The organism is Undibacterium sp. Ji49W, assembly GCF_049340205.1.
GTDB lineage: Bacteria > Pseudomonadota > Gammaproteobacteria > Burkholderiales > Burkholderiaceae_D > Undibacterium.
On the sequence record NZ_JBMPOW010000077.1, the window covers coordinates 1 to 255 of the forward strand.

1 protein-coding gene is annotated in these 255 nt (G+C 56.5%); it reads right to left on the reverse strand.

The window, feature by feature from the left end; genetic code table 11:
* Positions 1–255, reverse strand: a 255-nt coding sequence (locus ACO0LK_RS27095) for a hypothetical protein (RefSeq protein WP_422980622.1), incomplete at both ends; no start/stop codon positions are given.

Here is a 255-nt window from a genome sequence, read left to right on the forward strand (position 1 = left end):
GATCGAGACCAGTCACTGCCAGGTTGGCACCCGCGGAGGATGATCCTGTGAAGGAGGCATTCAGCGTTTGGATGTTGGTCAGTTTTGGGGTGATGAGTGTGCCGCCGTTGTCGTTGGCATTGCCCAGTGTGGCTGTCAGTGTGTTGGAGACGCCGGTACCGGTCAGTTGGTCTTCGTCTTGCAGGCTGTTGATACGGGCATTGCCGCCTGGTGTGTAGACTTGTGGGGCTGTGAATGTTTCGCCGGAAACAATGT